Consider the following 23138-nt stretch of genomic DNA (forward strand, 5'->3'; position numbering starts at 1 on the left):
TCGCTCTAAACCGGATGAAGACCGGAAGCGCGCCCAAACACCGTGCGGACGAACTCGTTCGCCGGGACCGGGTGGCCGAGCAGATAGCCCTGGCAGGCATGGCATCCCTGGCTGGTGAGGAATGCCAGTTGCTCGGGTGTTTCAACCCCCTCGGCAATGACCTTCAGGTGCAGATTGCGGGCCATGGCGATGATGGTGGCGGCGATCTCCATGTCGCTTTCATCCTGCGGGATGTCGCGCACGAAACTCTGGTCGATCTTGAGCTCGTCGATGGGAAAGCGTTTGAGGTAGGCCAGCGACGAATAGCCGGTGCCGAAGTCATCAATGGAGAGACGCGGTCCCAGCGCCTTGATCGCCCGCAGCAGATCCAGCGTCTGATCGCCGGAGCCCATGATCATGCTCTCGGTGAGTTCCAGCTTGAGCCGCTCGCCCGGCAGTCCGGTCTGCTCCAGGATGTCGGCCACGCGCTGGACCAGATCAGGCTGCTGTAGCTGACGGCCGGACAGGTTGACCGCAATCGTCAGGGCCGGCAGACCGGCATCCAGCCAGACCCTGCCCTGCGCGCAGGCGGTGCGCAGCACCCATTCACCCAGCGGCACGATGAGCCCGGTATCCTCCGCCAGCGGAATGAAACGGGCGGGTGAGATCATGCCCTCCTCGGGCGAGAGCCAGCGTACCAGCGCCTCGCAGCCGATCAGCGCGCCGCTCTGACTCTCGAATTGCGGCTGGTAATGCAGGACGAACTCGCCGTTGGCCAGCGCCCGGCGCAGGCGCGCATCCAGCGCCAGCCGCTCGTTGGCGGCAGTGGTGAGTGTCGGGGTATAGAAGCGGTAGGTGTTGCGTCCCTGTTCCTTGGCCTGATAGAGCGCGACATCGGCGTGCTTGATGAGTTCGGTGACGGAGTGACCATCGTCCGGGTAGAGACTGATGCCGATGCTGGCGCCGATATAGATCTCGGGTCCGCTGGGCAGGATGAAGGGCTGTTCCAGTAACTGAAGCAGCATCTGCGCGACATCGGCCGCGTCTTCCGGACGCGCCAGACGTTCCAGCAGCAGCAGGAATTCATCCCCGCCCAGACGTCCGAGCGTGTCGTCCTCGCGCAGCCGCGCGCTCAGTCGTCTGGCGAGCGCTTCCAGCAGCTCGTCGCCGACCGGATGCCCGAGACTGTCGTTGACATTCTTGAAGCGGTCGAGATCCAGGAAGAGCACGGCGAGCCGCCATCGCTGTCGTTCCGCCTGTTCGAGCGCATGTTGCAGCCGGGACTGGACGAGGCGCCGGTTGGGCAGGTTGGTCAGCGGGTCGTAATGAACCAGGTGTTCCAGTCGTGCCTCGGATTCCTTGATCTGACTGATGTCGGTGATGATGCCAACATAATGGCTGGGCTGATTCTGGCTGTCGTAAACCGTGCTGATGCTCAGGAGCGCGGGATAGATCTCGCCATTTTTGCGCCGGTTCCAGATCTCGCCGTGCCAGTGCCCGCTGGCCTTCACGCTGCTCCAGAGCGTCTGATAGAAGCCCCGATCCTGACGACCGGAATAGGAGATGTTGGGCTGACGTCCGTGCACCTCGTCTTCGCTGTAGCCGGTGATCTCGGTATAGGCGCGATTGACGGTGAGGATGCGGGTCTGAAGGTCGGTGATGATGACGCCTTCGTGCGTGCTCTCGAAGACGGCTGCGGCCTGGCGGAGTCGCGCGTCAGCGCTTACCCGGACCACCGCCAGACTGGCGAGATGGGCAAATTCATCGATCTGGTTGATTTCGTCTGGAGACAGCGTGCGCGACTCGGTCGAGGTGACGGTGAAGCGGCCCTGCGGCTGATCGGGCGTGCCCTGCAACGGGATGGGCCAACTGATGGAGGCATCGAGCGGGGCCGCCGCGTCCTGAATGGCGGGGTCTTCTGACGGGAGCTGAATGGAGACACGCAGATCCGGATGAATGGCCTCCAGGCGGGTGATGATCCGGTCGAGAATGTTCTCCAGAGGCTGGTTCTCGACCAGACCGTCAAGCACCGCCAGTCGGGTTTCGCGCGTCTGCTCGGCCAGTTGACTGGCGGCGAGCGCCAGTTCCAGCCGGTGAGCGGTTTCGCGCAGTGTTGCGCGTTCACGGGCCAGTCTGGTCTGACTCAGCGCCTTGTCCAGAATGGCCGGCAGCTTGTGCAGATAGCCATGGTGTTTCGAGAGGTAATCGTTCACCCCGAGATGCATGGCCTGTGCCGCCACCGCTTCACTGCCCTGGCCTGAAACCATGACGATGGGAATGTCCAGGCCACGTTCGGCGCGCAGGATCTTGACCGCTTCCAGTGCATCCAGGCCGGGCAGACGGTAATCGAGCAGGACGAGATCATAATCGCACGGGGTGTGCGGATTGGACGGCAGACGGGTGAGGATCCGGGCGACATCGGTCACGGGGGTCAGGCGGACATGCGGGGCGTAACGGGCCAGATGGCGGCGAGTCAGATCGATATCGGCGAGATTGTGCTCGGCGTAGAGCACCCGCAGCGGATGGGCGTGACGGTCGTGCGCCTCGCGAAAGCGTTTTCGGGCATCGCGCAGTGTGGTGGGCAGCCGCTCCAGGGCGGTTTCGCCCTTGGCCAGATAATCGTCGGCACCAGCCTGAAGCGCGGCGATGGCCGCTTCGGGATCGCCGGAGCCGGTGAGCATCACCACCGCCAGCGGCAGGGTGCGTTCGCGGATTTCGGTCAGGAGTTCCAGCCCGGAGCCATCGGGGAGTTTCAGATCCACCAGGGCCAGATCGTAGAGATCCGGGGTCTGCAGACAGGCCCGCGCCGCTACCAGGGTGGAGACCGGTTCAAGCTGGATCTCCGGTGCCTGACGGAACAGGAGACGGCGGGTCAGATCGACATCGACCGGGTTGTCTTCGACATGCAGGACACGCATTCGCTTACCTCGGCGGATGGTTGAGCAGGCACCAGTAGAGTTCAATGTGAGCGGCCACCTCCATGAATTTCTCGAAATTGACCGGCTTGACGATGTACGAGTTAGCGTGGTGGCGATAAGCGGTTTCGATGTCCTTGTCTTCGCTGGACGAGGTCAGCACCACGACCGGCAGATCCTGACTGACCGGATGGACGCGGAACTGGCGCAACACCTCCAGTCCGCTGACGCGGGGCAGTTTCAGGTCGAGCAGAACCACCAGCGGCAGCGGTTCGCCCGCCTCCCAGCGCGGAATCCAGTCCAGCGCCTCCTGACCGTCGCGTGCCACCTCAATGGAATTGGCCAGCCTGCGGCGGGCGAAGGCGCGCAGGGTCAGGTCGAGATCCATCGGATTGTCCTCGACCAGCAGGATGGGGCGGGGGCATGCGTCGCTCATCATCGCGGCAGCTCCAGATGAAAGGTGGCGCCGGCGCCGGGTGCGCTCTCGGCCCGTACCCGTCCGCCCATGCGCAGCATGGCCTTGCGCACCATGGCGAGACCGACGCCGGTGCCCGGATAGTCCTCGGCGCGTTGCAGACGCTGGAAGATCTCGAAGATGCGGTCATGAAACTGCATGTCAAAACCGATTCCATTGTCCTGGATGGAAAGGATAATGGATTCTTCCATAACCTTTCCGTGAATGTCGATCTCCGGCGGACGGTCAGTGCGGCTGAACTTGACCGCGTTGTCCAGCAGATTGCGCAGCACGATGGCCAGACCATCCGGATCGGCTTGCGCGATGAGTTCATCGTCCAGATCCAGTCTGACGACCCCGTGTCGGGCATTGATATCCTCACCGCGCTCCACCAGCACCCGCTCAATCAGCTGCGCCAGATCCACCGGGATCCCGAGCATTCCGCGTCGCTCCATGCGCGAATAGGCGAGCAGATCCTCGATCAGATCATTCATCTGCGTCACGCCCTGGCGGACATTGGCAAGAAAGAGCCGGCCTTCCGCGTCCAGTTGCTCCAGATGATCCTCCAGCAGCAGTCGGCTGTAACCATCGATCCCGCGCAGCGGCGCCTTGAGGTCATGCGAGACCGAATAGCTGAAGGTCTCCAGCTCCTTATTGATGGTGGCGAGTTCGGCGGTGCGCGCCGCGACCCGCTCTTCCAGCTCGGCATTGAGCTGACGGATCTCGTCCTCGCGCTGTCTGCGGTCGGTGATGTCCTGAATGGCGCCCTCCAGCCGGGCGACCCGACCGCTCTCCAGCACCGGCAGGCCGATGGTCCGCACCCATTTGCGCGTTCCCTTCACCGTGGTCATCTCCAGTTCCAGGTCATAGGGTCGGGCGTATTTGATCGCTTCGTGCAGGGCCGCTTCGATGGCCGCACGCGACGGCCCCTGAAAGACGCTGAGTCCCACGGACACGCTGGGATGGGCGCCCGGTTCAAGGTCATGGATCCGTGCCGTCTCATCGGTCCAGGTGCCTTGCAGGGTGGCGACCTCGAATTCCCAGCCGCCGACCCTGGCCAGACGTCCGGTGCGATCCAGGATCTGCTTTTGCCGATGCAGCAACTCATTGGCATGCACCAGCAGCGTGATCATCAAACCGGCGGCCAGCGCGGCCAGCAGTCCGATCACACGCATGAGCCACAGCGTCGTCGTCGGCTGGCTCCAGCCCGACCTCGGAATGGCCGCAAGCTGCCAGGTGCCGCCGGGCACCGCGATGTCGCGTATGACCGGGTTGCTGGCGAAGACGTGCGGATCGCCAAAAAAGATCTCCCCGGCGGCGCCGGTTCCATCCGTGCCGCGCAGTGCGAGACGCAGATTCGATCCGGCGTCCAGGACGCCCGATTCCTGATAGAACACCATGATATCCATGACAGCCGAGATGATTCCCCAGAAGCGCGGCGTTTCCTGCGGTTGTGATGACCCGATGAACACCGGCTCGCGGATGATGATGCCGATGCCGCCCTGGGCGAGCGGTACGGGACCGGCCAGCACCGACTGACCCGTCCGCATCGCCCGCAGTGCGGTGGTGCGCTGGATGGGATGCGTTCGGTAATTGAGGCCGATGGCGCCCTCATTGCCGGCGAGCGGGTACATGAGCGAGATGACCAGGTCGGGCGCGCCAGCGATGTTGCGCAGGGCATGGCGTTCATTCACCAGTCCGTGCGAGATTCGGGCGAATTCGGCCTGTCCGATATCCGGGTGCGCAGAGATGACGGCGGTCAGACCATGCACCAGCAGCCGGTGTGAATTGATCAGCCCTTCCAGCCGTGCGCGCAGGATCGCGAGGCTGTCCAGGGTCGTCAGTCGTTTCTGCTCCAGCGCGCTCTGGCGGGCAAAATGCTCGATGAGCTGCTCCATCCCCAGGATCGGCAGGATGGCCAGCACCACGAAGAGCCAGGTTCGTTTGCAGAAGATGGCCGGTTGATGCGTCATGCGAATGCGCTCCTTGTCTGCTGCACGGTTTCAGACGGCTCCAGAAAGTCTGATACTAAACCGCGCCCAGCACGGTATGCGATCTTTGTGGATCGAATCGGCCCTGGCAGACTCAAGGATTATCGGAGCTGGCGCGGTTTAAGATATTAAAAAATATAAAATTTTAAACCGCGTCTCCACTGATGTCGTTGACTTTCCCAGAGCCAAACACAAATTGAAAATTACGCATATCGCACTGGACGCGGTTTAGCAACCAGGAATCCTGCTTGACAGATATTGACGGGATTTCGATGTCGCTGATTTCTGGCATCCTCGCGTTTACCGCCTGCGTTAGACTTGGCGCCGGGCAATCTTCCCGCCTCTTCGCCGAGGCTCCGACTGGACAGCACAGCATGAGCGAACTCAACCTGATCTGGGTGGATCTGGAGATGACCGGGCTGGATCCCTTCACGGATCGCATCCTGGAAATCGCCACACTCGTCACCGACAGCCAGCTTCAGATTCTGGCCGAAGGGCCGGTGCTGGCGATCCATCAGTCGGATGAGATTCTGGCCGGGCTGGATGACTGGAACCGTGAGCATCACGGCGCCTCCGGTCTGCTGGAGCGGGTGCGTGCAAGCCTTGTGAGCGAGGCCGAGGCCGAGGCGGCGACGCTGGAATTTCTGGCGGCCCATGTCCCGGCGGGGGCGTCACCGCTGTGCGGCAACAGCATCTGTCAGGATCGCCGTTTCATGGCCCGCTGGATGCCGAAGCTGGAGGCCTATTTCCACTATCGCAATCTGGATGTCAGCACGCTCAAGATTCTCGCCCAGCGTTGGGCCCCGGCAGTGGCGGAGAGCTTCAGGAAGGAGTCCCGCCATCTGGCGCTCGACGATATTCGCGAGTCCATCGATGAGCTGCGGTACTACCGGGCGCATCTGCTGCGATCCTTTTAACCACCATCTCCTGGAACATCGAACATGATCGAAATCAATCGACCGGCTGTCGGATGGCGCGGCGTCACCCTGGCTGGCGCGATGTTCATCGCGGGCTGCGCATCCACCGATACCAATCTCATAGGCAGCGGCACGGGCGTCACTGCCAGCGATCCGACCCGTCTCACCCAAAGCGGTTTTCTATCCGATTATGCACGGCTCAAGCCTGCGCCCTGGGGTAATGGCATTCAGTGCTGGCGCGATCCCAAACTCGACGCGAGTCAATATGACAAGGTGCTGATCTCGCGCATGGTCGTCACGCTCAAGCCGGACCAGCAGCAGGGTATCGATCCGACCGATCTTAAGACGCTGACCGACTATTTCCACAGTTCGCTGACCAAGGCGCTCAAACCGCAGTTGCAGGTGGTCGAGAAGCCGGGACGGAGGGTCTTGGTCCTGCGGGTGGCGCTGACCAATCTGGTTCCGACCCAGGTCGATCGGAGCGTGACCGGAACGCTGGTGCCCTATGGCTTTGTGGCCGAAGCGGGTTCCGGGGTGGCGACGGGGCGGCCTGCCGGCTTGACGCCTTATCTCGGCGAGACGGGGATGGAGATGCAGTTCCGCGATGGCGCTTCGGGCGCGGTGATCGCCGAGTGCCGCGATACCGAGATCGGGCGCAAATATGCCGCCGACCTGGATGCGGGCGCGGCAGGTGCGGCGCAGACCTGGGCCAGCGGCTATGTGAATTCGTTCCAGAGCTGGGCCTACGCCAAAAACGCCTTCGACAAGTGGTCGGCGCTCACCGCGCAGCGTCTTGGCGAGTTGCGTCGTGCCGGGACGCCGAAATCCTGATCCTAAAATCGATCGATGATGGTACGCCTGGTTTTGACATTGATCCGGTGTCATCTCAACTCACTGATCTCTCGGGGCGGAGTTAGATGTTGAAATTTTGGAAGCAGGGCGCGCGCGGACACGAGAGTGACGCCGATGAGACACAGGAGTCCCTGGCTCAGGGGCTGCGGGATGCTGGCGAGGCGGGCGCGTTTCCCGCTTTGCCCGATCCCGATCTGGTGCGCCTGTTCAATACCGCCGTGCTGGCGAAACTGACAGCGGGCGAGCGTCTGTTCGACGCCGGAGATCCAGCGGATCGGCTGTATATCATCCTGGCTGGGCGCATCGATCTGCAGGGGACGGACGTTGCCCGCAGTGAGGGTTTCGGCGCAGGCGACTGGCTCTGTGATGTCGATTTCGCGGCCCCGGCTGCCCGTGATGCCGGTGCGGTCGCGCGCGTGCCGACCACGCTCCTGATCATCGACACCCCGACCTTTACGTCCTTCGACGCCTCGCTCAAGACCTATCTGATTGAGCACATGGCGCGCTTGAATCTGGATCGCCTGCGCCGACTGGCACGTCGTCAGCGTGCGCTGACCACGCTCAATGGCGAACTCATCGACGCCCTCTTTGAGGCTCGCACCCAAACCGGCTTCGCGCAGACGCCCGTCGCCCGCCAGCTCTTTGCCAAGGTGCCGGCCCTGCCGGTCTCCACCATGGCGCTGCTCAACAGGATTCTCGACGAGCGCACCACTCAGGGCGAGATCGTCGATCTGGTGACGCAGGATCCGGCCCTGACCAGCCTGCTGCTCAAGGCGGCGAATGCGCCGGCCTATGGCTTGCAGCAGAAAGTGACCAATGTCAGCCAGGCGCTGGTGATGCTGGGACATCAGGTCGTCTATCAGATCATCATGTCCGAAAGCGTGCGTCAGAGTCTGCCGGGCACGCCGTTTTTTGCCGACCTCCATCAGCGGGCGGTCGAGGTGTCGCGGATTGCCTTCGTCCTGTCGCAGACGGTGAATGTCGCCAAACCGGCGGAGGTTGCCACGCTGGGCATTCTGAGTGAGATCGGCTTTGTCGTGATCGAACTGCTGAAGGCGTACAACCAGCGTCTGAGCATTCTCTTCGATTTTCTGGAGCCGGCTGAGATGGGCGCCGAACTGCTGCGGAGCTGGAAGCTGCCCGAAGCCCTGTGCAGCAGTCTTGAGTATCAGCATTACCCCCAGTTCGCGCCACCGTCGCGCGTGCCGGAGGATGTGCGGACGAATGTCGCCGTGCTTTATCTGGCCCGGCGTTTCTATCATGCCCTGCACCAGGACGGTTCACGCCTGCCGACGCTCTTCGCCAGGGATTATCTGGTGGCGCTCGGTCAGAGCGGCGTCAGCGAGCGCGAACTGCTTTATAACCGTCTGCTGCCGCGACTCCGCGCTCAGATCCGGGTGTTGCCCAAATCGCTCGCCGATGTCTTGCAAGCCTGAGCGGAGATGCGTTCCAGGACGAAAAAGAGCACCGAAAAGGCGTCGCGCAGCGGCAGCGATTCGCTGGCGGCACGATGACTGAGCGGCGATTCGCGCATCATCATCCCGGCAAAGAAGGCGCCGAGCGCGAAGGAAACATCGAAGAGTTTTGCCGCACCGAAGGCGATCCCGACCGCCGAGGCAACGACTGCCAGGGTAAAAAGTTCGCGCGAGCCGGTGCGCGCCACCAGCCACAGCAGTTGGGGCAGCAGGCGCTTGCCCGCCACCAGCATCAGGGCGATAAAGGCGGCGACCTTGGCCGAGGTGATGAGCACATCCAGCCAGATATCAGTGCGGCTGACCGCGTGCGACGCCGCATCCGCGCTGTCGGTCAGCAGACCGGCCAGCGAGGGCAGGAGCACCAGGACCAGTACCATCACCAGATCCTCCACCACCAGCCAGCCGACCGCGATGCGTCCAGTGACCGATTGCAGCACGCCTTTCGCCTCCAGTGCACGCAGCAGGACCACGGTGCTGGCGCACGACAGCGACAAACCGAAGATCAGTGCCTCCGCCGGGCTCCAGTCCCAGCTCAGAGCGAGCAGCGCGCCCATCGCGGTGGCGACCGCAATCTGCACCATCGCCCCCGGCAGGGCGATGCGTCGGACCGCCCAGAGTTCTTCCAGCGAAAAGTGCAGTCCGACGCCGAACATCAGCAGCATGACGCCGATCTCGGCAAGCTGGCCCGACAGGTGCAGATCGCCGACGAAGCCGGGGGTTGCCGGGCCAATCAGGATGCCCGCGACCAGATAGCCGACCAGTGGCGGCAGACGCAGCCGCGCAGCCAGAAAACCGCACACCAGCACGAGCCCGAAGGCAGCGGCGATGGTACTGATGAGGCTGATGTCATGGGGCATTACAGGCTCTCTGTGGTTGCTCGCCAACACCTGTGGCAGGGAGAATCCGGCATTGTCAGTGTTCCCGTGAGCGGGAGCCTTGATTTCGGGGTGATCCCCACACAAGATTGCGCCATCCTGAAGACCTTGAACTGGAGATCGATACCCTGAATCTGCGGGCCGGTCCCTCGTTTCAGGACCGTGCGATCGACGAACTGAACGAGGGCGATGTGGTGCGCAACCTGGGCTGCAAGCGGGTCGATGGCCAGCGCTGGTGTCAGGTGGCGCGATCGGACGATGACCGCACCAGAGGCTGGGTTGCCGGACGCTCTCTGCGCGAATCGTCCTATCAGCCCTGAACGATTCACCCAACCCAGAGAGGCAACTGCCATGCACAGACATCACTCCATCCAATCATCCGTAACCGTCCTGCTGACCCTAGCGATTGCGATGCCGGGCGCTGCCTTCGCCTATGGCAAGGAAGACGCCATCCGCGATTGCGAGAGCCGGCTGCGCAGCGAATATCATCTCAATGATCTGCGCGATGCCACGGCTGAGAAAATCATGGACAGCGATCATCATTACAAGGTGCAGGGAATGGCCAAGGTCGATGGCGACAGGCATGCCTGGAGTTGCGAGGTCAAGAATCGTCATGTGACCACCGCCGAGTACAGCGGTCCCAAGCCCAAGGGCATGGGGACGGCCGAGAAGCTGGCGGTTGGCGCGGCCGCTGCGATCGCCGTTGGGATCGCCGCCAGCGAGGCGAGCAAGCATCCGAGTACCGAGACCCACCACACCGGGCATGGCGGATCCGGCGCCGCCGCGCTTCAGGATCTGGTCGGTGCGCGGGCGAGTAGTGGCGAGGCGGAGCTGGAGTCGCGCGGCTATGAGTTCATCTCCACGGAGAAGGGTGGCGACAGCGCCTATTCGACCTGGCTCAAAGGTTCGCATTGCGTCACGGCGCGCACGGTCGATGGACATTACCGATCCATCGTCGATGTCACCATGGCCGATTGCGAGTAGACCCTGACCCGCGGCTATCTGAACCGGATCGCGCCCGAGCGTTTCGCCATCGAGTGGTCGCGGGCCTGGAGCTGGTATCCGCTGCGTGTGGAGCTGCGCGGTCTGGCGGACGGCACCTTGGATCTGCGGCTTGAGTCCCTGGCAATCGGCGGCGATCAGGACGTCAGTGCTGACGCCGCAATCAAGGTCGCATCGAGATCCCGCCCTTCGCCATTGCGGAGAGCACAGGCATCATGGCCCTGGCCATTCCCTGGTTCGATGCCGAGGTGGATCTGCCGGTACGGAATCTGGACTTTCTGCCGCTGCTGGTCGGCGGTGCGCAAGGTCAGGGGCGCCTGCGCGGACCAGTCAGCCCGCTGGCGTGCACGTCAGGCGCTCATTTCAGCAGGAGTCACGATGCATCAGTTCAAGCACATTCTCTATGTTGCCGACCCTTTGGTCGCGCGTCCCTGGGCGCTCGAACGCGCCTGGACCCTGGCCAGGAGCGCACAGGCGCGCCTGACCCTGATCGGGGTGGCGCAGCCGGTTCCGGCTGGCGGCGGTCTGACCCAGGAGCAGATCGACCGGGCGATTCGCAACGATTACAGCACGCGCCTGGATGCTCAACTCGCATACTTCGATCCGCAGCATGAAGTCGAGCCGAAGATCGTCTTCGGTCGGCTGCATATCGAGGTGATCCGCGAGGTCCTGCGTGGCGATTATGATCTCGTCATCAAGGCCGCCGAAGGGGAGGGCAGCTTTCGCGAACGTCTGTTCGGCAGTCGCGATATGCATCTGCTGCGCAAATGTCCCTGCCCCGTCTGGTTGCTGAAAAGCGGTGGCGCCAATCCGTACAGCCGGATCCTGGCGGCGGTCGATGTCACGCCCGATCTCGACACCGAAGAGGATATCGGCGCCGTCAATCGCGCCATCCTGCTGCGCGCCAGTGCGCTGGCGCTGACCGAATTCGCCGAACTCCATGTGGCGCATGTCTGGGAGGCGCCGGCGGCGGGGATGCTGCGGCTGTGGGATGCCGGCGTTCAGGCACAGGACACGGTGGCGGCCGAATATCGCTATGTCGAGGAGATGCGTACCCGGCACGCCCATTCGCTCAAAACCCTGTTGAACGATCTGCGCGAGATCATCGGCGACGAGGCGTTCGATTATCTCAAGCTGTCGTCGCATCTGCCGCGCGGTGCCGCCGCCGAACTGATCCCCGCTCTGGCGGCGGAGCTGGCGGTCGATCTCATCGTCATGGGCACGCTTGGACGCAGCGGCATTCCCGGTCTCCTGATCGGCAACACCGCCGAGACCATCCTCGGCCGCTGCGACTGCGATGTGCTCGCCATCAAGCCGCCCAGCTTCGTGACGCCGGTGACGCTGGATGGGTCTTGACGGCCTCCGGGGACGCCCTGTCGCAAAACAGGCTTGATGTCAGGGCGAATCCGGCTCTGTCAGATCGATTTCGATACGTCGGTTGACCCATGATCCGAGACGCTGCTCCTGCTCGCGGGTGACCTTCAGTTGCGTTTTTCCCATTCCTTCATGGGTCAGGCGATCAGTCGGCACGCCATTGCTGGCAAGAAAACGGGCGACCTCGTTGGCGCGCTTTTCCGATAGCCGTCGATTGATCTCGCCGCCGCCCATGCTGTCGGTGTGTCCGATCACTTTGGCCTGGACATGATCAAATTCCAGCAGCAATTCGGCAAACTGTTTGAGGATCGTCTTCGATTTTTCATTCAATTGGACACTGCCGTCTGCGAATTGAATGGCGTCTGCAAAATCGACCTTCAGATGGCTGTCATCGGTTCTGGTCAAGGCAATGGAGAAATCTTTGATTTTCTGCTCCAGATCGGCCATTGGCTTGGATTCGGGAAGTGCTGGCGTCACGGGCCCGTCTGCGGATTGATCCGTGACGGATTCGTCTGTCGTGGATGACGCCTCGGTGGTTGCGCTCGGCGCAGTCACCGCCGAGATGCTGGAGGCAGGAACGGGTGTTTCCACCGCGATTGCATCGGACGGAGTCAGAACCTGATTTTCGGCATGGTTTCCAGTTGTCTGATCAGGCGCGGCTGAGGCACTGATGGGAGCCTCTTCGATATCTTCGGCGATTGGATTCGGATCAACCGGGGCGTCTGGCCCTGTATCCAGGGCATCCACAGACTGATGAGCGGGTTGGTCGGAAGGCGTCGGCGCATGGACTGGCGCAGTCATCTGTTCAAGCATCGGGCTATTCTTTGTCGCGACATCAACCGGATCTTCCCTGGTCTCGGATGCGAGAGGATCCTGGGTCTGATTCTGGAGGTCGGTCGCCACTTGCGCTGACTCGGTCGATATCGGCTTGATCGACTCGGCTGGTGGATCGATTGAATTGGGCGGACTGTCCTTTAACCCATACCAGAGGATCAGCGCAAAACTGATCGACACGGCAGTCGCTATCGCGATCAGCGGAATCGGCCTTCTCTCGGGAACCGGAGCGGCTGCCGGCGGTTGCTGTGCATGGCTGTCTACTGGCATTGCCCTTGATGTTGTTTGCATGCCGGATTCGGGCGGGGCGGGCAGGTCTGGAGTCGAGGCAGGTTTTTCTTCAGGAGATGGATGCTGGATGAAGCCATCCGGTTTCCGTGTGACCTCATCCAGCCTGACTGCTGCCGGTTCGGCCACATCGGGCTCAGGCTCAGGCTCACTGATCTTTGCCGTCGGGATGGTAAAGACGGGCCTGGGACCATCCGGCCTGGATCGCTCTTCGGTTTCGAACGAGATTAAAAGATGTGGCGCATGCGATTTGACAAATTCATCGATCGCTTCGCCATAGATGATGTTTTCTCCGGCCCCATAGGCATAAACAAGCGCCGCGTCGCAGATTAAATTGATGATGCGGGGAATGCCTTTGCTGTAATGGTAAACGCCATGACAGGCATCGGAGGTGAAAATTTCTGCTTCACCTCCGGCGACTCTGATGCGATGGCGTATGTATTTATAAGTTTCTTCCGAGTTGAGACGGCCAAGATGATAAGAGGCGGAAACGCGCTGTACAAACTGTTCGAGTTCCGGTTTGCGCAATTGATCGCGCAGTTGCGGCTGACCGAGAAGCATCAGTTGCAGAACAACGTCCTTGTCGGCGTTGATGTTCGACAGAAGCCTGAGTTCCTCAAGTTTCTCAATGCCCAGATTCTGGGCTTCATCCACAATGAGCAGGGTTCTTTTTCCCTTTGCGTATTGCTCGATCAGAAAATTGACGAATGCCTCATGCTGGTCGAGTCTGCTGCCTTGATCGGCTTTCAGGTCAAAGGCCAGACAGATCCAGTCCATGAGCTGGCCGAGCGACTGGTGCGTGTGGGAAATGAGGCCAACGGTAACGTCAGTGTCCAGTCGTTCGAGCAGATAACGCATCAGTGTGGTTTTGCCGGAACCGATCTCTCCGGTCAGGATGGTAAAGCCGGCCTGACTCACTAATCCGTATTCAAGCAGCGTCAGGGCTTCCTGATGAATTTTACTGAGAAACAGAAAGCTGGGATCGGGAAGCAGTGAGAATGGCCTTTCGCGAAGGCCAAAAAAAGATTCGTACATCTTTTACAGTTCTCGGATAATCAAAAATCAATTCGAAAACTCGAAGACGTCATCCGATGCTTCGCGTTTCGATCCGGGTTCCCTCCCCTGTAAACCATGGTTCAGCGTATGCGAAACAATCTGATACGGCTTGTTGGTGTTCTGGCTTGTGTTCTGGCCTGGACCCCGGTTTGGATTCTGGCGCTGACCGCGACAGCGGTCAACGCGCGCGACGCCGACATCGCCAGTGCGCCAGCGCCATCCACTTCCGCCGTCCCCGAGCTCGCTGCAAAACAGACGGGCAGTGATGCATCCGCTCAGACCATGACATCCCCGGCGCCGTCGCACCGGTCTTTGCCCGACAAGGCCGAAATCCAGTCAATGATTGACCGGTTTGCCGGGGATTATGGTCTGGATCCCGATCTCGTGCATGCCTTGATCCGTGTCGAATCGGCTTATGATCCGCAGGCTGTTTCACACGCGGGAGCAGTCGGACTGATGCAGGTGATGCCGGAGACGGCGGTTGATTATGGTATCGATTCAATTGATCAACTCTTCGAGCCGGAAATCAATCTGCACACGGGGATGCGTCATTTGAAGCGGCTGCTCGAAAAATACGATGGCATCGGTGCCGCCGTCATGGCTTACAACGCGGGCGAGGGGGCGCTGGAGCGCGGGCAGGGATTTGTTGAGTATCCGGAAACGCAGCGTTACACACATCAGGTCTTGAGCGACTACCTGATCAGGAAAGGCATTCACCCTTACTCGTCGGACGCCCGACGTGCGCTGGGCATGGCGCTGACGCCGGAAATGGCCGTGGCCGGGGGAGGTTCGTCTGCTCTGCGTCGGTTCGCGACTCCCCGCTCGTCCGCCATGTTTCCGGGCGCGTCGTCCGCGCAGACACAAACCGCGAGGTGGCAGAGCGGCGGCGCGCCTGGCCCGCGAATCCGCGCGACAACGTTGTCGTCCCGTCTCGCCGTGCCCGGACATTCGTTGCTCAAGAGCCGTTTGACCGATCCGGCGCGGCGTGCCGCAGCCGGGTTGTCGGGACGGTCGGTCAGGCAGGTGTCCCGCGCCGTGGCGGACTGAGGCCGTTACGCTGGTCAGGCCTGAACCTCAAGCGTGGGGGACGGGCGTTGCAGGAAATTGCCCTGCACATAATCGACCCCGGCGGTCCAGAGGACGGTCAGGGCGCGCGCGTCTTCAACCCCGGTGACAATGCTTTTGACGTTGAATTCGCGTGCGAGATTGGCGAGTTTGAGGATCTGCTGCTGTTTGGTCTGATCGTCGGCGAGTCCCTGAGCAAACTCCGGTTTCATGAGCACGAAATCGAGCGAGAGCCCCTGGAGCAGTCGCTCGGGATGGGCGTTTTCGCCGAATCGATTCATGGCGACCCGACATTTGATTTTCTTGAGCGATTCGACCAGTTTGCTGATGCTGGTCAGATTGCTGGTCACCAGTTCTTCCTGGAACTGGAATGTCAGCCAGTTGCCACGGACATCGAATTCGCGCAGACAGTCACAGATCCAGAGCACAACGCTCGGATTGCGAAAGGTGTCCTCAGACAGATTGATGAAGAGACCCAGGTTATGTCCGGCGCGGCGCTGTTCGCCAATGACCCGGATGGCGGTGCGGATGGCCCATTTGTCGATCTCTTCGATCAGTCCGCCACGAATGGCCGGGCCGATGAAATCCTTGCCTTCGAGCAGATTCTCCTCGGCGTCCAGCAGGCGCATCAGGACGCTGTAGTTTTCCTGATTGTCGCCCATGAGACTGATGATGGGCTGATAGACCAGTTTGAGCCGGTCATGGTGCAGGGCGTCTTCGATCTTTCTCGCGATGGCGGTATCGTCGTCTGCGTCTTCCTGTTTGGTGCGTGCAGCCAGTGATGTGGGCGGGCTGCCGACTGGTGCGTGGTGCGCGTGGTCGAGACAGAGCCGGTGAGCGGCATTGATGATGTCTTCCGCTGCGGCGGCGCGATCACTGACGAGGTAGTAGCCGATGTCACAATCGGCTGTGGCGCTGTCGCCTTTTGTGGCGTGCGATGGCAGACGGACTGTCGCCGCGATCTGTTCGGCCAGCGCCTTGGCGTCGAATTCTCCGAGTCCATCGACGATGAGTCCAAAACCGTCCTGGCTCAGACGCGCAAGAAAACCGCGCCCGGCAACCGTGGCGGCCAGGGCGCTGGCGAATGCATTGAGGAGTTCAAGGCCGCTCGTCAAACCCAGATCGCGCATCAGGGTCATGCTGTCCTTGACGCGGATGTAAAAGATGGCAAAGGGTCGCTCGACGCGACGGTCCTCCGCGCCGATATGGGTTTCGATCTCGTCCAGCAGGCGCGTGAGTTCCGACCTTTGGCCGACCTCCCCGTGAGCCGGGTCGCTTCCTGTCTGATTGACGGTGCGAGAACCATTCATTGCGTTCAGAAGCAGTCGCAGACAGGGTTCGCTGTCGAACTCGGCGAAGGCGGCGAACAGGTGCGCCTTGAATTCAGTCCCGTCGGCGCGGCGGCAGGTCAGGTCACGTTCCAGGGGAGCGGCTTGCGCGGAGCCATCGCCGCCGCGCAGAACATCGCGAAGTGATTTCTGCTGTTCGGGGACAACCAGATCGAGAAAGGTCGCGCCCTGCAGGTCATCCATGGAGTCATAGCCAAAAAGCGCGAGATAGGCCGGATTGGCGTCAATATGCAGACCGTCCTGGATGAAGGCCACGCCCGCGCTGGTGACCTCGATGAGTTCGCGGCTGCGCCGCTCACAGAGTTGATGCCGTTCGATCAGTCCGCGCGCGTCGCGTCGCCGCAGCAGATCGGCAAATTCGCGCGTCACCGCCAGTTTGAGCTGCTCGTTGTCATTGCGCCGGATCAGATCGCGTGCGCCGCCGCGCCGGGCCTTGGCGAGATCGGCGGCGGCGTTTTCGGCGTCCGCGATCAGGATCAGCGGGACATCGCCATCCAGTTTCCGATAGGCGGTGAGCACGGCATCCAGATCGATATTGCGGTCATGGCTACAGCAGAGAATCATGTCGCAGCCACGCTGCGCGATGGCTTCGTCAAGACGTTCCGCATGGGGAACCGCGACGCTTTTGGCTGCGAAGCCGTCTTCACGCAGGGCGCTGATCAGCCGTTCGGCCTCGCTGGTCTCGGAAGCGATGATGAGCAGTGTGGCGTTTTGAGTTTGTACGGACATGCTGGCGTGGGCGCACCTGAATAAATCGCTGGGACCGATTATCGGCCCTTGCATGCAGTGAAGGAAAGGGCAACACGATTTGATTTGTGCTGGCGCAGAGTTTAATGGATCGGGCGCTTCGCGTCGGCTCCCGGTACCTCGCGGACCAGACGCGGCACCAGATAACCGGGGAGTTGCGCCCGCAGAGTTTCCATCAACCCGGCGGCATCGGCGTCGCTGACCTGGAAATGGGCTGCGCCCTGCACCGGATCCAGTTGATGAAGATAATAGGGCAGGACACCGCAGGCAAACAGCCGTTCACTGAGCCGGATCAAGCGACTGGCGTCATCGTTGACGCCGCGCAGCAGGACACTTTGATTCAGGAGCGTGACGCCGGCCTCTTTCAGTCTTCGCAGCGCCTCGGCGGCGGCCTCACCCAGCTCCCTGGCATGATTGACGTGGATGACAAGTACCGGCGCGAGACGTGAGCCGGCGAGCCGGGCGCAGAGTCGCTCCGTGACCCGCGTCGGCAGAACGACCGGCAGTCGGCTGTGGATGCGCAGCCGTTGCAGATGTCCGATGGCGTCGAATTGCGCGATGAGCGCGTCGAGTTGGTCGTCGTCAAGCATCAGCGGATCGCCGCCGCTGAGGACGACCTCGTCAAGCGTGGGATCGTCCGCGATGCGGGCGATGGCGGCAGCCAGACGCGGCGCCTGTGCGCCCAGGGCGGAATAGGGGGCGTGACGGCGGAAGCAGTAGCGGCAATGGATGGCGCAGGCGCCGCTGGCGATCAGCAGCACCCGACCGGCGTATTTCCGGATGAGACCCTGGCTCAGACCCGCCGCTACATCGCCGACCGGATCCGTCACATAACCGGGGACAAGGGCGCGCTCGATCTGGCGCGGCAGCACCTGGCGCAGGAGCGGATCATCGGGGTCGCCCGGCTGCATCAGGGCGGCGAAGCCGCGTGGCACCCGCATGCGCCAGGCGGCAGGTGTCGGATCAAGATCCGGGATGTCCTGACTGTGCAGACCAAGCGATTGCAGCAGCGTTTCCGCATCGCTGAAGGCATCGGCCAGATCCTGCTTCCAGCGTTCGGTTTGACAGGCACCGGTCTGACAAGCGGTCGTGCTTCGCGCTACCATTGCGCGCTTTCGCCTCACGGCGTTTGGTTTCACAGTAATTGAGGATGACATGGCTTTCTACAGTACCAGCGAATTCAAAGGCGGGCTCAAGATCATGCTGGACGGCGATCCGTACAACATCGTCGAGAATGAGTTCGTCAAGCCCGGCAAGGGTCAGGCGTTCAACCGCGTGCGCGTGCGTAATCTCAAGACCGGACGGACGGTGGAAAAGACCTTCAAGTCGGGCGACAGCGTCGAGGCGGCGGATGTCCATGATACGGAGATGCAGTATCTCTACAACGATGGCGAGGAATGGCATTTCATGGATCCTGCCACCTATGAGCAGATGACCGCCAATGCCAACGCGGTTGGCGATGCCGCCAAGTGGATCAAGGAGCAGGATGTCTGCAAGGTTACGCTCTGGAATGGCGCCCCATTGTCGGTCGAGCCGCCCAATTTCGTGGTGCTGGCGATCACCGAAACCGATCCGGGTCTGAAAGGCGACACCTCCGGCGGCGGCGGCAAGCCGGCCACGCTGGAAACCGGCGCCGTGGTGCGTGTCCCGCTGTTCGTGCAGACCGGCGAGCTGGTCAAGGTCGATACCCGCACCGGCGACTATGTCTCGCGCGCCAAGGAAGCATGATCGCGGATCCGTCGCCGGGCGACTGCGCCGACTGGCAGCCGAGCGCGCGGCTGGGGACGATCCGGGCCCGCGCTGCCATGCTCGGGCGTATCCGTGACTTCTTCGCGGCAGTCGGGGTGCTGGAAGTGGAGACGCCGATCCTGTCTCAGGCGGCCGTCACCGATCCGGCGCTCGCCAGTCTGAGGACCGGGGTGAGCGGCCTGGGTCGGCCGCTCTATCTCCAGACCTCGCCCGAGTTTCCGATGAAACGTCTGCTGGCGGCGGGCAGCGGGCCTGTTTATCAGATCTGCAAGGTCTTTCGTGACGATGAACGCGGACGCCGCCATCATCCGGAGTTCACATTGCTGGAGTGGTACCGTCCCGGCTGGGACCATCACCGGCTGATGGACGAACTGGCCGGGCTGGTGCGCGCGGCGCTCGCCCGTCCGGATCTGCCGGTCGAGCGCATCGCCTACCGCGATCTGTTTCGTCAGCGGCTGGATCTCGATCCCTGGACTGCGACCCTCGCGGATCTGCGCGCGACGGCGCTCGCAGTGGGCATTGCTGATGCCGCTGATCTGGACCTGAACGCGGACGCCTGGCTCGATCTGCTGCTGACGCAGACACTCGAATCCGGCCTGGGTCGTGGTGGCATGACCTTTCTCCATGACTATCCACCCAGTCAGGCGGCGCTGGCGCGGATCCGTTCCGATCCCTTCCCGGTCGCCGAACGGTTTGAGCTGTATCTTGATGGCGTCGAGCTGGCCAATGGCTTCCATGAACTCACGGATGCCGTCGAGCAACGCACGCGCTTTGCTGCGGATCTGGCCGTGCGGGAACAGGGGGGACAGTTCATTCCGCCCCTTGATGAGCGTCTGCTTGGCGCACTCGCCGCTGGCATGCCGGCGTGCGCGGGTGTCGCGCTGGGGCTCGACCGGCTGCTGATGACGGCTGTTGGCGCCGTGCATATTGACGAGGTGCTGACCTTTCCGATTGAACGGGCATGAGTGCGGTTGCATCGACCGGCATCGGCTTCTCATAATGCGGCAATTTTTCGCCTGCGGGCGGCTCTAGCGAAGACAGGAAATGCTATCCATGAAAATCGGTATCCCAATGGAGACGCGGCCCGGCGAGACGCGCGTTGCCTCTACGCCTGAAGTGGTCAAAAAACTGATTGGCAAGGGCTTCGACCTCCTGGTCGAGTCCGGGGCCGGCGTGCGTGCCGGCTATCCGGATGCGGATTACGAACAGGCTGGCGCACGTCTGACGGATCGCGCCGGCGCCTTTGCGGTCGATCTGCTGTTGAAGGTGCGGCGTCCGGACGCCGAGGATGTGGATCTGATGCAGCCGGGCGGGCTCTATATCGGACTCCTGGAAAGCTGCGGCGAGGATCCGGTGGTTGCGGCCATGCTGGCGAAGAATGTGCGCGTGCTCGGCATGGAGCGCATGCCGCGCACCTCGCGTGCGCAATCGATGGATGCGCTCTCCTCGCAGGGCAATCTTGCCGGCTATCGCGCCACGCTTGAAGCCGCCGCGCGTTATGGCCGTTTCTTCCCGATGATGATGACCTCAGCCGGCGCCGCCAAACCGGCGCGGGTGGTGGTGCTGGGTGCGGGCGTCGCCGGATTGCAGGCGATTGCCACCGCGCGCCGTCTGGGCGCGGATGTCCACGCCTATGACGTGCGTCCCGAGACCCGCGAACAGATCCTGTCGCTCGGCGCCAAGCCCATCGTGCTGGATCTTGGTGAGAGCGGGGCAGGGGAGGGCGGTTACGCCAAAGAATTGTCCGACGAGGCCAAGGCGCGTCAGCAGGCCGCGCTGGCCGATGAACTCGCCAAGGCGCATGTCATCATCACGACCGCGCTCATTCCCTGCCGCCCCGCGCCGGTGCTGGTGACTGAAGCGGTCGTGCAGCGCATGCGTCCCGGTTCGGTCATCGTCGATCTGGCGGCTGCCAGCGGCGGCAACTGTCCGCTGACCGTGGCTGACGAGATCGTCGAGCGGCATGGTGTGACCATCGTCGGCATCACCAATTACCCCGCGCTCATCCCGGCGGACGCCAGCGCCTTCTATGCCCGCAATCTCTATAACCTGATCGAGATCATGATCCAGCCGGGCGAGTCCGGGCCGACCTGGAAGGATCTCGCCGCAGACGACATCACGGCGGCGATGCTGGTTGGCGCTTAGGTGATTTTCTGAAAACAATCTACCCACGGAGAGGATTTGAATGGACAGGATTCACAGGATTTTTCAAGATTGACAGGATTCGGAAAACAATGATTTGTCTCCTGTGAATCCTGCGAAATCCTGTTCATCCTGTCCATGTTGGAGCCTTGACGCTGGTAGAAACTTTCCCGGAAACCACCTTATGGCGCGTCGGGCGGCAGCGAAATCTGCCGGTCGGCGCCATCTGTCATATTATCGATCAGACAGGATTAACAGGATTGAAAAATGGTTTGAAAAATCCTGTCCATCCTGAGAAATCCTGTTAATCCTGTCTATTCAAATTAAGGAGTCACACCCATGCCCGAGGTACTCGATCCTTCGATCATCGCCCTCTATGTCTTCGTCCTGGCCTGCTTCATCGGCTACTGGGTGGTCTGGGGCGTCACGCCCTCACTGCATACACCACTGGTGGCCCTGACCAACGCCATTTCAGGCATCGTGCTGGTCGGCGCGCTGCTGGTCGCGGGCGATCCGCAGGCGGGGATCCTGGCGCAGCTCATCGGTTTCATTGCGGTGCTGCTGGCCTCGATCAATGTCTTCGGCGGGTTTCTGGTGACCCACCGCATGCTTTCCATGTTCAAGAAGAAAAAGTAAAGGCCAATAGCGATGGATTTCACAGTCAATCATCAGGCGCTGGCCTATCTGGTCGCGGCGATCCTTTTCATTCTGGGTCTGAAAGGGCTGACCCACCCATCGACCGCGCGGCGCGGCAATGTCTATGGCATGCTCGGCATGCTGATCGCCGTCGTCGCCACACTCCTGAGCCGCGAGGTCCAGTCCTATGGCTTCATCATCGCCGGGATGACCGGCGGCGCCGTGATCGGCACCATCCTGGCGCAACGGATCCAGATGACCGCCATGCCCCAGTTGGTCGCGGCGCTGCACAGCTTCGTGGGTCTGGCGGCAGTGCTGGTCGCCATCGGCACCTTCATCAAGACCGCCAGTCCGGGCGCGGTGATGATGGGTGAGCTTTCAGCCGGGGTCATCATCGGCGCCATCACTTTCACCGGCTCGGTCATCGCCTTCGGCAAGCTCCAGGGACTGCTCAGTGGCGCGCCGGTCAAGTTCACCGGCCAGCATCTGCTCAATGCGGCGATGGGACTGGCGACCATCGCGCTGGGTGTTTATTTTGCGCTGACCGGCTCGGTCTGGGCGCTCGCGCTCATGACCCTGCTGGCGCTCATCATCGGTGTGACGCTCATCATCCCCATCGGCGGCGCCGACATGCCGGTCGTCATCTCCATGCTCAACAGTTATTCGGGCTGGGCGGCGGCGGCGACCGGCTTCACCCTGCACAACGATCTGCTGATCATCGTCGGCGCGCTGGTCGGCTGCTCGGGCGCGATCCTGTCTTACATCATGTGCAAGGCGATGAACCGCTCGATCATCAATGTCGTCTTTGGCGGTTTCGGCTCGGACGATGCGGTGGGCGACAGTGCGGGCGCGCAGGCGGCGGAGAAGGGTGTCAAATCGGCGGCGGTCGAGGATGCCGTCTACTGGATGGAAGACGCCAACCGGGTCATCATCATCCCCGGTTACGGCATGGCCGTCGCCCAGGCCCAGCATTCGCTGAAAGAGCTGATGGAACTGCTGGAGGCGCGCGGCGTTGAGGTCAAATTCGCCATCCATCCGGTCGCCGGACGCATGCCGGGACATATGAACGTGCTGCTCGCCGAGGCGGACATCCCCTATGACCGCGTGCTGGAGATGGACGAGATCAATCCCGATTTTCCGAGCACCGACGTGGTGCTGGTGGTGGGTGCCAACGATGTCGTCAACCCGGCAGCCAAGGAAGACAAGACCAGCCCCATCTATGGCATGCCGATCCTGGAGGCCGGTCGCGCGCGTCAGGTCTATTTCCTCAAGCGCTCCATGCGTCCGGGTTACTCAGGCGTCGATAATCTGCTCTTCTATCAGGAGAACACCTCGCTGGTGTTCGGCGATGCCAAGGATACGATCGACGGCATGAACAATGCGCTCAAGGGCGGCGGGCATTAGGCGGCTTTCGGCAGCATTCGTACCCGTGATCAGG

The 23138-nt window shown here is 61.9% G+C and carries 20 protein-coding genes; 12 read left to right on the forward strand and 8 right to left on the reverse strand.

All coding sequences use genetic code 11. The annotated features are described in order from the left end of the window. Nucleotides 1-5: 5 nt before the first annotated feature. Genes EDC35_RS09210 through EDC35_RS09220 form a run of 3 tightly spaced genes read right to left on the reverse strand, consistent with a single transcriptional unit; the run spans nt 6 to nt 5321 of the window. Nucleotides 6-2897 (reverse strand): EAL domain-containing protein, encoded by a 2892-nt coding sequence (locus EDC35_RS09210; protein WP_132976954.1) that lies wholly within the window; start codon nt 2895-2897, stop codon nt 6-8. A 4-nt stretch (nt 2898-2901) separates the two neighbouring features. Then, a complete protein-coding gene (locus tag EDC35_RS09215) occupies nt 2902-3330 on the reverse strand; it encodes a response regulator (RefSeq protein WP_132977173.1) in 429 nt (142 codons plus the stop codon). Then, a complete protein-coding gene (locus tag EDC35_RS09220) occupies nt 3330-5321 on the reverse strand; it encodes an ATP-binding protein (protein WP_243651572.1) in 1992 nt (663 codons plus the stop codon). Before EDC35_RS09220 ends, EDC35_RS09215 begins: the two co-directional genes overlap by 1 nt. 392 nt (nt 5322-5713) lie before the next feature. Here EDC35_RS09220 and orn point away from each other — a divergent pair, with 392 nt between their 5' ends. From orn to EDC35_RS09235, 3 genes are all read left to right on the forward strand, one after another. Beyond that, nucleotides 5714-6256 (forward strand): oligoribonuclease, encoded by a 543-nt coding sequence (orn, locus tag EDC35_RS09225; protein WP_132976955.1) that lies wholly within the window; start codon nt 5714-5716, stop codon nt 6254-6256. A gap of 24 nt (nt 6257-6280) precedes the next feature. Further along, entirely contained in the window at nt 6281-7087 is an 807-nt protein-coding gene (locus EDC35_RS09230) for a DUF3313 domain-containing protein (protein ID WP_132976956.1), read from the forward strand. 86 nt (nt 7088-7173) lie between these two features. Beyond that, nucleotides 7174-8544 (forward strand): HDOD domain-containing protein, encoded by a 1371-nt coding sequence (locus tag EDC35_RS09235; RefSeq protein WP_132976957.1) that lies wholly within the window; start codon nt 7174-7176, stop codon nt 8542-8544. On the opposite strand, the gene EDC35_RS09240 is transcribed toward EDC35_RS09235, so the two are convergent. Beyond that, nucleotides 8496-9440: a cation:proton antiporter domain-containing protein gene (locus EDC35_RS09240; RefSeq protein WP_132976958.1), complete on the reverse strand. Its 945-nt coding sequence runs from the start codon at nt 9438-9440 to the stop codon at nt 8496-8498. The two genes, EDC35_RS09235 and EDC35_RS09240, sit on opposite strands and share 49 nt — an antisense overlap. A gap of 107 nt (nt 9441-9547) precedes the next feature. Between EDC35_RS09240 and EDC35_RS09245 the strand changes: the two genes are divergently transcribed. Then, nucleotides 9548-9778 (forward strand): SH3 domain-containing protein, encoded by a 231-nt coding sequence (locus EDC35_RS09245; RefSeq protein ID WP_132976959.1) that lies wholly within the window; start codon nt 9548-9550, stop codon nt 9776-9778. A 31-nt stretch (nt 9779-9809) separates the two neighbouring features. Next, nucleotides 9810-10442: a hypothetical protein gene (locus EDC35_RS09250; protein WP_132976960.1), complete on the forward strand. Its 633-nt coding sequence runs from the start codon at nt 9810-9812 to the stop codon at nt 10440-10442. Between the two features lie 155 nt (nt 10443-10597). On the opposite strand, the gene EDC35_RS18530 is transcribed toward EDC35_RS09250, so the two are convergent. Then, nucleotides 10598-10765 (reverse strand): hypothetical protein, encoded by a 168-nt coding sequence (locus tag EDC35_RS18530; RefSeq protein ID WP_165903389.1) that lies wholly within the window; start codon nt 10763-10765, stop codon nt 10598-10600. Nucleotides 10766-10838: 73 nt separating this feature from the next. Between EDC35_RS18530 and EDC35_RS09255 the strand changes: the two genes are divergently transcribed. Continuing rightward, nucleotides 10839-11816: a universal stress protein gene (locus EDC35_RS09255; RefSeq protein ID WP_165903390.1), complete on the forward strand. Its 978-nt coding sequence runs from the start codon at nt 10839-10841 to the stop codon at nt 11814-11816. Between the two features lie 39 nt (nt 11817-11855). On the opposite strand, the gene EDC35_RS09260 is transcribed toward EDC35_RS09255, so the two are convergent. After that, on the reverse strand, nt 11856-13991 hold the full coding sequence (locus tag EDC35_RS09260) for an AAA family ATPase (protein WP_132976962.1): 2136 nt from the start codon (nt 13989-13991) through the stop codon (nt 11856-11858). 360 nt (nt 13992-14351) lie between these two features. Between EDC35_RS09260 and EDC35_RS09265 the strand changes: the two genes are divergently transcribed. Then, nucleotides 14352-15059, forward strand: coding sequence for a lytic transglycosylase domain-containing protein (locus EDC35_RS09265; RefSeq protein WP_165903391.1), 708 nt, complete (start codon nt 14352-14354; stop codon nt 15057-15059). 14 nt (nt 15060-15073) lie between these two features. Here the strand turns inward: EDC35_RS09265 and EDC35_RS09270 are convergent, their stop codons facing one another. Continuing rightward, nucleotides 15074-17155: an EAL domain-containing response regulator gene (locus EDC35_RS09270; RefSeq protein ID WP_132976964.1), complete on the reverse strand. Its 2082-nt coding sequence runs from the start codon at nt 17153-17155 to the stop codon at nt 15074-15076. 101 nt (nt 17156-17256) lie between these two features. Next, nucleotides 17257-18279: an EF-P beta-lysylation protein EpmB gene (epmB, locus tag EDC35_RS09275; RefSeq protein WP_132976965.1), complete on the reverse strand. Its 1023-nt coding sequence runs from the start codon at nt 18277-18279 to the stop codon at nt 17257-17259. Nucleotides 18280-18328: 49 nt separating this feature from the next. On the opposite strand from epmB, the gene efp reads away from it, so the two are divergent. From efp to EDC35_RS09300, 5 genes are all read left to right on the forward strand, one after another. Further along, a complete protein-coding gene (efp, locus tag EDC35_RS09280; RefSeq protein WP_132976966.1) occupies nt 18329-18901 on the forward strand; it encodes an elongation factor P in 573 nt (190 codons plus the stop codon). Then, nucleotides 18898-19887 (forward strand): EF-P lysine aminoacylase EpmA, encoded by a 990-nt coding sequence (epmA, locus tag EDC35_RS09285; protein ID WP_132976967.1) that lies wholly within the window; start codon nt 18898-18900, stop codon nt 19885-19887. The genes efp and epmA overlap by 4 nt, the downstream gene beginning before the upstream one ends. A gap of 88 nt (nt 19888-19975) precedes the next feature. Continuing rightward, a complete protein-coding gene (locus EDC35_RS09290) occupies nt 19976-21067 on the forward strand; it encodes a Re/Si-specific NAD(P)(+) transhydrogenase subunit alpha (RefSeq protein WP_132976968.1) in 1092 nt (363 codons plus the stop codon). Nucleotides 21068-21403: 336 nt separating this feature from the next. After that, nucleotides 21404-21700, forward strand: a complete 297-nt coding sequence (locus tag EDC35_RS09295; protein WP_132976969.1) for a proton-translocating transhydrogenase family protein — start codon at nt 21404-21406, stop codon at nt 21698-21700. Nucleotides 21701-21712: 12 nt separating this feature from the next. After that, the gene (locus tag EDC35_RS09300; protein WP_132976970.1) at nt 21713-23104 is read left to right on the forward strand and encodes an NAD(P)(+) transhydrogenase (Re/Si-specific) subunit beta; all 1392 of its coding nucleotides are present in this window, start codon (nt 21713-21715) and stop codon (nt 23102-23104) included. Nucleotides 23105-23138 lie beyond the last annotated feature (34 nt).

Source organism: Thiobaca trueperi (assembly GCF_004342175.1).
In the GTDB taxonomy this organism is placed as follows: Bacteria; Pseudomonadota; Gammaproteobacteria; order Chromatiales; family Chromatiaceae; genus Thiobaca; species Thiobaca trueperi.